Origin of the sequence: Pontibacter korlensis, assembly GCF_000973725.1 — a bacterium.
GTDB classification, from domain to species: domain Bacteria; phylum Bacteroidota; class Bacteroidia; order Cytophagales; family Hymenobacteraceae; genus Pontibacter; species Pontibacter korlensis.
The window spans coordinates 1368223-1379371 of record NZ_CP009621.1 but is presented as its reverse complement, the minus strand read 5'-3'; the positions used below and the strand labels follow the sequence as shown (position 1 = coordinate 1379371).

7 protein-coding genes are annotated in these 11149 nt (G+C 46.0%); 6 read left to right on the top strand and 1 reads right to left on the bottom strand.

The genetic code is table 11. From position 1 onward, the window contains the following. Positions 1–51 precede the first annotated feature (51 nt). Positions 52–2214, top strand: coding sequence for a T9SS type A sorting domain-containing protein (locus PKOR_RS05795; protein ID WP_046309664.1), 2163 nt, complete (start codon positions 52–54; stop codon positions 2212–2214). Between the two features lie 66 nt (positions 2215–2280). Here PKOR_RS05795 and PKOR_RS05790 read toward each other — a convergent pair whose 3' ends face one another. Next, entirely contained in the window at positions 2281–2742 is a 462-nt protein-coding gene (locus tag PKOR_RS05790) for an Hsp20/alpha crystallin family protein (protein ID WP_046309663.1), read from the bottom strand. Between the two features lie 680 nt (positions 2743–3422). Here PKOR_RS05790 and dgt point away from each other — a divergent pair. From dgt to PKOR_RS05765, 5 genes are all read left to right on the top strand, one after another. Then, positions 3423–4796 (top strand): dGTP triphosphohydrolase, encoded by a 1374-nt coding sequence (gene dgt, locus PKOR_RS05785; RefSeq protein ID WP_046309662.1) that lies wholly within the window; start codon positions 3423–3425, stop codon positions 4794–4796. Positions 4797–5313: 517 nt separating this feature from the next. Beyond that, entirely contained in the window at positions 5314–6021 is a 708-nt protein-coding gene (locus PKOR_RS24705; protein ID WP_148561638.1) for a hypothetical protein, read from the top strand. 12 nt (positions 6022–6033) lie between these two features. Beyond that, positions 6034–7251: a hypothetical protein gene (locus tag PKOR_RS05775; RefSeq protein WP_046309659.1), complete on the top strand. Its 1218-nt coding sequence runs from the start codon at positions 6034–6036 to the stop codon at positions 7249–7251. 220 nt (positions 7252–7471) lie between these two features. Then, positions 7472–8806 (top strand): M16 family metallopeptidase, encoded by a 1335-nt coding sequence (locus PKOR_RS05770; RefSeq protein WP_046309658.1) that lies wholly within the window; start codon positions 7472–7474, stop codon positions 8804–8806. 138 nt (positions 8807–8944) lie between these two features. After that, on the top strand, positions 8945–11035 hold the full coding sequence (locus tag PKOR_RS05765; RefSeq protein ID WP_052738734.1) for a M16 family metallopeptidase: 2091 nt from the start codon (positions 8945–8947) through the stop codon (positions 11033–11035). The last annotated feature ends 114 nt before the right edge of the window (positions 11036–11149 follow it).

Sequence of the window (11149 nt, the reverse complement as noted above, 5' to 3'; positions counted from 1 at the left end):
CTCTGCGGCTGGCCTGAAGATTTGTTGTATCATCATCACCCACACTACTCTATGGCTAAAACGAATACTCCTGCTCTGGCGTGTCTGCGTGCTGCGCTTACACTGCTCCTTACTCTGTTTGCCTCTTATACTTTTGCCTCTGATAACCAGCATATGGTACCGCTCACGCTAGAAGAGCGTGTGCAGCAGGCCGAAATGGTAATAGAAGGCGAAGTTGTGCGACAGGAGTCGTTTTGGGATGCACGACAGGAGAATATCTATACTTCCAACATCATTAAAGTGTACAAGCTGTTTAAAGGCGAGGTACAAACCGAGTTAGTAGAGATTGTGACAGAAGGAGGCGCAATAGGCCTGAAGAAGCACGTCTTCTCGACAGCACTTAAGTTAAGGCAAGGACAGCAGGGGATATTCTTTCTGAAGCGGCAGCAACTAGTGCAACGCACGCCTGGCAAGACTGCCCTTAGTACCCGAGCCTATGGCAGCCAGCAGGGCTTTGTGCAGTATGATGTAAAGAACCGAACAGCACGCGGAGTATTTGAAAACTATGCTAACGTGCAGGAGCTATACGACGCTGTTACTAAAAAAACAGGAAAGAAATTCCGAACCGTTACCGAGAACCAGAAGCTTAAGGTATCTGCTGTTCAGGAAAGCCAGAAACAAAATCAAAGTGCTCCGTTGGCACCTGTTATTACATCCTTCTCGCCAGCAGTGGCAAGCGCTGGTACGGGTAGAATTCTGACCATAAACGGTACTGGCTTTGGCAACACCCGTGGCGAGGGGCATGTAGAATTTAGAAACGCAGACGATGGCGGGCAGACTTGGGTTAGGCCGCTGCCAACAGAGTACATCTCCTGGACAAACACCCGCATCACAATGTATATTCCGTCGGTAATGCAAGATGAGGGTACTGCCGGCTCAGGACCTATCCGCGTTACAACCAACGATGGCAGTTCTTTTGCCTCCGTCACTCCTATTACGCTACAGTTTGCCTACTCCAACGTAGAGTTCGACGATAAATCTTTTAAGCCTATACTTACAGAGCAAGATAACGCTGGAGGTTATACCATCTTGTTTGCCCAAAGTATGGACAATAGGCTGCCAGCCAAAGAGGGCTTCAGGCGAGCAGTAAATACATGGGTTTGCGTGTCGGAGATTAACTGGAAGTTAGGTGGCTCCACTACCATTAATGCTGCTGCAGATGACGGGTCTTCGGTAATACGCTTTGCCTCACAGTCTACAGTTGGAGAGTCTGTCTTGGCCAGAACCATAAGCCGTTACGAAGGCTGCGCCAGCAGCTCTGACACTTTGTTTTGGGTAACGGAGTTTGATATGGAGATTAATGAGCAGATAGACTGGCAGTATGGTCCTGGTGGCCCAAGTAGCCAGCAGTTCGATTTTGAAACTGTAATGCTGCACGAGCTCGGCCATGCGCACCAGCTGGGCCACGTTAATCTGCCGCGTGCTGTTATGTATTATGCCATAGAATACGCGCGGCTAGAACGCGACCTAAGCTCGCTTGATATTGAAGGGGCAGAACTGGTAATGGCTCATAGCCTGGAGCAGGGCGAGACGCTTGATGAATTCCTCTGCAGAGATATGCCTGGCCCTATAGAGCCAAGCCAAAGCAGCGAGTGTAACTTAGCGCCAGAAGTCTTGACGTTAGAGGCGGAATTTACAACATCTAATGCTGTGCTAGTGAGCTGGACTACACGCAATGAGCAGGACATAGATAACTTTATAGTGCAGCGTAGCTCAGATGGAGTAAATTGGAGTGATGTGGGCACTGTAGAATCTGAAGGGCCTAGCAATGGCGGTGAGCTACAGTATACTTTCACTGACTTAGACCCGCTGCGAAACCAATCCTACTACAGGCTAGAAGTAGTGTATCAGAATGGTGAGAGCAGTTTCTCGCCACGGGTGGTGGTGCTTAACCCGGCAGATATTCGGGTGCTAAGGTATTTCCCGAATCCTGTTTCAGGGCAAGGCTCTCAAAACGGTAGTCAGCTTACCCTCTACTACTTGGTAAACCGTGGTGCAACCATGCAGGCGCAGCTCTACAATGCGAAGGGGCAAATTGTAAAAGAGTATGAGTTAAACTTCAGCACAGGAGTAAGTTCATACACGCTCGACCTAAGTAGTCTGGCTGCAGGTATCTACTTCCTTAAATGGCAGGAAAGCAACCAGAGCGGCACAGAGAAGATCCTGAAGCTATAATAATTAAACACAACACAAACACAGCGGCCCCAGAACTACATGCTCCGGGGCCGCTGTGTTAAGTACTTAGTCAATGTTAATCCGGCGCCTTGGCCGCTCCTGCTCTGTACCTTTGGGCACAGAAACGTGCAGTACCCCGTTTTCATACCGTGCCTTAATATCGTCTTCTTTCACAGTATCGGGCAAGCGAAAAGAGCGGCTGAATGAGCTGTAATTATACTCACGACGGGTAAAATTCTCCTGTTCATCCGTGCGCTCATCCTCTCGCTGAGAGCTGATTGTCAGCACACCCTCATTCACATCAATATGAAAATCCTCTTTGTTTAGCCCAGGAGCAGCTACCTCAATGGTGAAGTCCTTCTCGTTTTCTCTAATGTTGGTGGCAGGCACATTACTCATCATCTGGCGGCCAACTTGTGAAGGCATTCTCAAAAAGTCATTTTCGAAGAAGCGATCTACATCGCTAAAGAAGTCGGAGAAAACAGAGCGCATCGGTGCTCCTCCTCTCCTTTTTATTAAATCTGCCATAGCTTGTCCTCCTCTTATTTTAAAATCTATTAATGTTAATAAATTGGTGGTTAGTGTTTTATATGTTTTTTACGCTACCTAAAATCAGGTGTTGTAATGAACAGGAGGTATAGACATTGGTAGAATTAACGTTCACTTTGAAATATGAGAAGTTGGCAGAAGCTTAGGTTGTAGGGTATTTGATAATCTGGCTGGCAGTACTTCAGAAACGTAAAAGGCAGTTAGTTTATAGTGGGGAGCTATAAACTGACTGCCTTCTAAGAGTGTGTGGCCTTAGTGATACAGTAGCGAAACACATGGAAACTCCGGCTACAGTATACTTGCCATAGTTAAGGGCTTTTAGAGCAATAAGTTGTTTTCTAAGCTTGGATGGCGTTGCACGTGATACAAATTTGGGCAGCTTAATTCTATAACACAAGGTATTTATAGGCACTTATGTAACATCAGGAATAAGCCGATATTCGTGCAGTCTGAAACTGTAATACTTGTTTTTAAGCACTAGTAGCACTTTGTCTTGTCAAAACGAATGCATTTTGTAACATGGGGTCAGAAAAAAATATTGTTACACCATCAAGCTTTTTTGAATGAGGCACTGGTTCTAATCTAATGAACTGGTATTGTTATAGGTATAAGGCTATATTTGGAAGAGCCAAATCAATTCGGCCTTTACCTAACCTTTTATGCCTAACAACACTACCACCTGGGATAAACTCATCTCTAAAAAACGCTTCGAAACGACTGATAAAAAGTATACTTCAGATGAGTCGGTACGAGGCGAATTTCAGCGCGACTACGACCGTATTGTATTCTCCTCAGCCTTTAGAAGGCTGCAGAACAAAACGCAGGTGATGCCTATGCCAGAGAGTGATTTTGTGCACACGCGCCTTACCCACAGCCTGGAAGCCTCAGTGGTAGGGCGATCATTAGGCCGGATTGTAGGCAAAAGCATTCTGGAACGTTACCCACAGCTGGCACAGGAAAAGAATATACAGGAAGCTGACTTTGGAGATGTGGTAGCAGCGGCCTGTCTAGCTCATGATATTGGAAACCCGCCTTTTGGGCATTCCGGGGAGGACGCCATTTCGGCTTTCTTCCAGAGCGATGAGTCGCAGCCATACTTGGCTAACCTATCAGAAGCTGAAAAAGCTGACTTACACCGCTACGAAGGCAACGCTGCAGGTTTTCGTGTACTGACGTATACGTACCCGGCACACTGTAGCCTGCCCGGCGGACTTAGTTTAACCTATACTACACTGGCAACCTTTACCAAATATCCGAAAGAGTCGTTGCCTATCTCTTCAAGTAAAGGAAATACCAGTGAAAAGAAGTACGGCTTCTTTCAGACGGAGAAGGCATGGTTTAACACCATTGCGCAAGAGCTGGGCCTGCTGAAAAAAGGGGATGAGGGAGAGGTGTTTTACCACCGGCACCCACTGGCGTTCCTGGTGGAAGCCGCCGACGATATATGCTACCGCATCATTGATTTTGAAGATGGGCTGAAGCTGGGTTTAGTGCCACAGGAACAAGGGCTGGCTCTGCTTCGGCAGATACTGAACGATGACCCTAACCGTAAGTCAAGCCTTACTTTTTATGACTGGCGCGAGGAAATAGGATACCTGCGTGCACGTATCATCGGCAGGTTGATAGAAGAGACCACTGTTATTTTCCTACAGCATGAGGAAGAGATTCTAGCTGGCACATATGACAAGCCGCTAATAAACGAGCTAAGCTGTAAGCCTGTGCTAGACCAGGTCAAGGATCTGTCTATTAAGTTAATCTACCAAAACAGACCTGTATTAGAAATAGAAGCAGCAGGCTTTGAGGTGTTAGGGGGATTGTTAGACGCTGGAATAAAAGCTGTTTTCAAGCCTGAGTCGAAGCACCACCGTAAGCTGGCAGCACTCATTCCGCCCCACTACCTGCAACTACCGAGCACTACAACTGACTATGAGCGCATTATCCACATCTGCGACTTCGTTACTAGCTTAACAGATCAGGCGGCATTAGGGCTATACCGCAAAATAAAAGGGATTGAGTTGCCAAGGATGTATTAATAGTGGAATTGTGCTGAAGAATAAATCAATAAGACCAGACCTGCTGCTGATGTTGCTGTACATATTCTATTGTGCAGCAGTGGTTCTGAGAGTTACTATAGAAGGTACAGGCTACACATCCCCAGACTCTGAATATTACTTAGAAGCTGCGAGGAGTTTACAGGATGGAGACCAATTCATTATCAAAGACTTATATGGGCTTCATACAGGTCAAGTAAATGCTTTAACTCCATTTACGGCCTGGCCTGTTGGTTATCCTGTTTTAGTTGTGTCAGTTTCCTGGGTTAGCGGACTCAGCCTCTTCTGGGCATCTAAGGTAGTTAACCTGCTTTTTGTGGGCATGGGCTTTCTTCTGTTGCGGCATATTAACCAGAGGTACTCTTATGTTCTTGCCTCTGTCTATGGATCATTCACGGTTATAGAAATGTACTCCTACACTTGGTCTGAATGTATATTTATGTTTGGGTGCCTGTGTTACGTTGTGTTGCTTTATAAAGTGTACAGCAGTGGTAAAGCTATGACGGCTTATGCTTTGTTAGCTTCGGCAGCTTTTATGTTCCTCATTCGGTATGTAGGCTTCTTTGCAGGAGGAGTAACGTTGTTATTTAGTTTGATAAGTTGGGTAGAGGGGCGGAAAAGCCTAAGCAAGCACCTATTTACTGCCTTTGTGCTTAATGTGGCAATAGTCTGTAGCTATGTGTTCCATAATCATTATATAGCCGGTTTCAATACTGATGCGCAACGTTTAACAACAGACATGGAGACTCCAATTGAAGTGCTTTGGATGGCGTTGAAAGGATTAACAGTAGAGTTGTTCCTTATAAGGAATTATTACCTGTCTGGTATTCCAGATGCTCTAACAGTAGCTACTGCCGTGTTACAATTGATAGTGACTATTTATATTATTAAGGTAATGCGAATGCAGAGCAAAAAGGTAATCTATGAGATGAAAAAGAACTTGCTCTCTCACATAGCTGTGGTAGTAGCAGTGGCCTACTTACTTGTACTGGTTTTCTTAAGGAGTATATCCCAGTTCGATCCACTGAATTATCGCCTCCTGTCCCCTTTTACTTTCCTGATGCTTTTTGCAGTTGTTAACTACATCGTTGCTTTGCCGGATAGCATTACAGGGGCTAAACGCACAAAGTATATCATTGCGATCTTTTTTGCCCTATCACTATTCCTTAATTTGCCAAAGAAGTTTCTGCTTTCACAACTTCTATAACACAGACTCCACGTGCAAAAACTAACTAATCAGAAAAGTCTTTATAAAGCTGATTTACTGCTGTTATTGCTATATGTAGCCACGGCTGTTATTATTCTCTTTAGGATTAGCGTAGAGGGTACCGGCTATCTTAGCCCAGATTCAAAAGCTTATCTGGGGTTAGCACAAAATTTGAAAGATGGCTATGGATTTTATGTGCTGAACTCTGATGGAACAGGCAGGCATTACTTTTCTACGTGGCCAGTAGGTTATCCTGTGCTTATTTATTTGTTCTCAGAGCTTACAACCATAAGTATATATTGGTCATCGAAGGTATTAAACTTGCTATTGCTGGCAGGTGGATTCGCGTTGTTTAGGCAGTTGAACCGTCAGTACTCCTACTTGTTAGCTTCTGTGTACGGAGCCTATACTTTTATGGAAGTCTACAGCTTCACATGGTCTGAGGCTCCTTTTCTGTTATGCTTGCTGCTGTTAGCACACCTTGTCTATAAGGTTTGGGAGCAGCAGGATGTTTATAGGAACACTGTGTTCATATTCCTGCTTTGCCTTACGCTGTTTCTACTGCGGTATGTTGGAGCTTTCTCGTTTGGTGTACCTGTGTTGCTTGGGCTATACTATGGGTATAGGCAAAACGTTAGGGCGGCTATTGTACTACTCGTTAGTGCTGTACTCTTAACCATACTTGCGGGAGCCTATCTTTATACCAACTACGCCTTAAGCGGTTTTACCACAGGTTTTGATAGACTAGAAGCAGAAACGGAAAACGCAGGTAGCTTTGTGCAAATGTTGCTAAGAGGACTTTTGAACGAGTTTCTTATCATTCGGGAGTACAGGCCTGCTAACCAACCAGATTATTTACTATATGTCACAGCTGCTTTGCAACTGCTGGTACTGTTTTACATCTGCTTTACAATAAACAGGCACTTCAATTTTTGGCAAGCATTTAAGAAGAACAAGTTTGCTGTTGCTTGTGCAGGTATAGCTAGCCTATACTTAATGGCTATACTGGCACTGCGTACATTGTCACACTTTGACGATTTGGATTACCGCCTTCTTTCACCGTTTAGCTTCCTTGTGTTTATAAGTTTGATACATACCTTTAGTTTGCTGCCCAATACGCACAAAGAAGTGGTGCGAGCTAAATATGTCTTGTTTGGCTTTTTTGTAATATCATTGTTGCTCAATGTACCTAAGAAATTTGTTGTTAGTCAGCTGCAGCTGCTATTCTAAGCAGCGGTACTCTATAGAACTTGCAGCAAATTTTCCCTCCCCTGTTTGTCTATGAAGTGAACAGGTTTATCTGCATGCCCGCCTGATTGGCCGAAACGAGAGGTGCGGCCTCTTCCAAAACTAGTATCTTGCCCAAGATAGTACTAAATTTATGTGCTGTAGCACAGTAATTACAGATGACTTTAAAGTCATACTCACTAAATTCAACCAAATAAAACACATGAAACGCAAGTTTATCATCTGCCTTTTGTGGTGTGCCACCAGCCTGGCTGCAATGGCGCAAAGCAAGAGCAACAAGATTGAGTTCACGGAGTACACGCTCCCGAACGGCCTGCATGTTATCCTGCACCAGGATAATTCTACGCCTAACGTGGCAGTGTCGGTGCTGTACCATGTAGGCTCTAAGAATGAGGTAGAAGGACGCTCAGGCTTTGCTCACTTTTTTGAGCACCTGATGTTTGAGGGCACAGAAAATATTGATCGGGGCGAGTACAGCTCATTAGTGCAAAAAGCAGGCGGCGCGTTAAACGCCAATACCTCTTTTGACCGCACCTATTATTATGAGTTACTGCCATCTAACCAGGTGGAACTTGGGTTGTGGCTGGAGGCTGAGCGCATGAAGCACGCTAAGGTGGATGAGATTGGTGTGGAAACCCAGCGCAAGGTAGTGCAGGAGGAGAAGCGTGAGCGTATCGATAACCAGCCATACGGTTCTATGGGTGAGAACGTGTTCTCGTTGGCTTACACTAAGCACCCATACAAAACCATGCCTATTGGTTCTTTTGAGGATTTGAACGCAGCCAGCATCGAAGAATTCCGCGATTTCTACAAGACCTTTTACGTGCCGAATAATGCAACGCTTTCTGTGGCTGGCGACATTAATGTAGAGGAAACTCGCAAGATGATCGAGAAGTATTTTTCAGGCATTCCGAAAGGTACCCGAGAGATCCCGCGCCCAGACGTTGTAGAGCCGAAGCAGACGGAAGAGCGTCGCAAAACAGTGTATGACAACATACAACTGCCAGCAGTTATTCAGGCATACCATGTGCCTGAGCAAGGCACTGACGATTTCTACGCCCTCTCTATGCTAACTACCCTGCTATCGGGTGGTGAGAGTGCCCGTTTGCCAAAAGCCTTGGTAGACAAACAGCAGAAAGCAGTGGCCGCAGCCTCTATTCCCTTCCCTACCGAAGACCCAGGCCTGTTCCTGACTTTTGCCATTGCCAACATGGGTGTGGAGGTAGATGCGCTAGAGCAAGCAATGGATGTTGAGATTGAGCGCGTAAAGACAGAGCCACTCTCTGATCGCGAATTCCAGAAGCTACGCAACCAGGTAGAAAGCAATTTTGTGCAGCAGAACAGCACGGTGGCTGGTCGAGCCGAGAGCTTGGCAAATTACCATGTGTACTTCGGCGATGCCAACCTGATCAACACAGAGCTGCAGCGTTACCTGAACGTGAAGAAGGAGGATATCCAGCGCGTGGCTAAGGAGTACCTGACTAAGAACAATCGTGTGGTGCTTCACTACCTGCCAAAATCAGCTCAACCGAAATAGACTTTAGACATAAGAGGGTAATACAAAGTATCCAGATACAAACCTCAAGCGATCTACGCGGCCAGACATTTTTGAAAACCACAATAAGTCTTTCGTCCTGTGTCTCGATACTTGTATCCTTTCTTAAAGAAAGCAATCATGATAAAGAAATTATATAGTACTGCATTTCTGGCGCTGGCACTGATGTGTGTAATGCCGGCACAGGCACAAACTAAAGAAACACCACCGCCTCCGGGGCCCGCTCCTAAAATTGAGCTAGGTCAGTACGAGCACTTTACTTTGAAGAACGGCCTGAAAGTATACGTGGTAGAAAACCACAAACAGCCGGTAGTGTCTTTGTCGCTGGTGCTGGACCGCGACCCGATTCTGGAAGGCGATAAAGCAGGTTACGTACAGGCTGCCGGACAAATGATGCGCACCGGTACTACTAACCGAACTAAAGACCAGTTTGATGAGCAGGTTGACTTTGTTGGTGCTGAGTTGAGCTTCTCCTCTACGGGTTTTAATGCCTCTTCTTTAAAGAAGCACCTGCCTACTCTGCTTGACCTTACTACAGATGCCTTGTTGAATCCGAAGTTTACGCAGGAGGAGCTGGACAAGATCAAAAAGCAGATGAAGGCTAGTCTGGCACAGTCGAAGGACAACCCGGATGCTATTGCCAGCCGCACTCATAATTTGGTGCTGTACGGTAAAGACCACCCGTATGGGGAGTTGATGACAGAGCAGACGGTAGATAACTTTACGCTGCAGGACATCCAGAACTACTACAACACTTATTATAAGCCAAACATTGGCTACCTGGCCGTAGTAGGTGACGTTACTCCGAAGGAGATGAAAAAGCTCCTGAAGAAATCGTTTGGCAAGTGGCAAAAAGGCACTGTGCAGGAGGCTAAGTATGAGCTGCCGCAACAGCCGGAGCAAACGCAGGTGGTGATTGTTGATCGCCCAAGCTCAGTTCAGAGCTCACTGGTGCTAACTAATCCTATCGACCTGAAGCCAGGTGCAGAGGATGCCGTAGCGGCATCTTTGATGAACAACATACTAGGTGGTGGCATGGATGCCCGCCTGTTCCAGAACCTGCGCGAAACGCACGGCTATACCTACGGAGCCTATTCTTCTATCAACTCTGATGAAATCTTGGGCCGCTTTAATGCTAGTGCCAACGTGCGAAATGCTGTTACCGACAGTGCGGTGGTTGAGTTCATGAACGAACTGACTAAGATTCGCAGCGAGCGCGTAAGTGACGAAGAACTGCGCGATGCAAAAGCTTATGTAATGGGTAGCTTCGGCCGCGGCTTAGAGAACCCGGCTACGGTAGCAGTATATGCTATCAACACTGCTCGCTATGGCCTGCCGGAAGACTATTATCCAAACTACCTGAAAAAGGTAGAAGCTGTAACTGCCGAAGATGTACAGCGTGTGGCGCAGAAATACATCAACCCTGATAAGATGTATGTATTGGCTGTAGGTAATGCTTCTGAGATTGCCGCTAAGCTGAAAAAGTTTGACAAGGATGATAGCCAGATCACTTACTATAACACAATAGGTGAGAAAGTAGATCGTAAGGCCATGGGCGTTCCTGCTGGCTTAACGGCAGAGCAGGTAATTAATGACTACATCAAAGCTATCGGCGGAAAGGCTAATATAGAGAAGCTGAAAGATGTAAGCATTACAAGCAACGCTACCATACAGGGTATGACGCTAGTGTTTAAGCAGCAGCAGAAAGGCGACGATAAGTTTGCCGTGCAGGTGCTGATGAATAACAGCCCGATGCAGCGTGTAATCATCAACGGCAACAAAGGTAAGATGGAGGCACCGATGCAAGGCATGAACAAAGAAATGACCGCAGAGGAGCTAAAGGTGCAGAAGTTGGAGGCTAACCTGTTCCCAATGCTGCAGTACGACAAGCTTGGCATTAAGACCAAGCTAACTGGGGTAGAGAGTGTAGATGGTATAGAGGCTTTCGCTGTTGAGGTAACGCAGCCGAATGGCCAGAAAGCCACCCATTACTTCGCGAAAGATTCTGGCCTGCGCCTGAAAGAGGTGAATAGCCTGGAGACACCGCAAGGCATCATTACGCAGACTAAAACCTATGGCAACTATAAGGAAGTGAATGGTGTGAAGTTCCCTTATGTAACTGAGACAGTTGTAGGCCCTCAGACAATTAAAGCAGAGGTACAGAATATTGAAGTGAATAAAGGCTTAAGCGATGATACGTTTAAGTTATAGTGTTTAGCTGTTAGAAAGTAAAAGCGGCTGCTCCATCTGGGGTAGCCGCTTTTTTTATGCTATGCTCTAGATAGTGAAGTTTCATAGAAAATAGTCGCAGTTATACACATATGC

Coding starts and splice junctions, on each gene's coding strand:
- PKOR_RS05765 (WP_052738734.1), top strand. CDS start 8,945: ATGATAAAGAAATTATATAGTACTGCATTTCTGGCGCTGGCACTGATG.
- dgt (WP_046309662.1), top strand. CDS start 3,423: ATGCCTAACAACACTACCACCTGGGATAAACTCATCTCTAAAAAACGC.
- PKOR_RS05770 (WP_046309658.1), top strand. CDS start 7,472: ATGAAACGCAAGTTTATCATCTGCCTTTTGTGGTGTGCCACCAGCCTG.
- PKOR_RS05795 (WP_046309664.1), top strand. CDS start 52: ATGGCTAAAACGAATACTCCTGCTCTGGCGTGTCTGCGTGCTGCGCTT.
- PKOR_RS24705 (WP_148561638.1), top strand. CDS start 5,314: ATGACGGCTTATGCTTTGTTAGCTTCGGCAGCTTTTATGTTCCTCATT.
- PKOR_RS05790 (WP_046309663.1), bottom strand. CDS start 2,742: ATGGCAGATTTAATAAAAAGGAGAGGAGGAGCACCGATGCGCTCTGTT.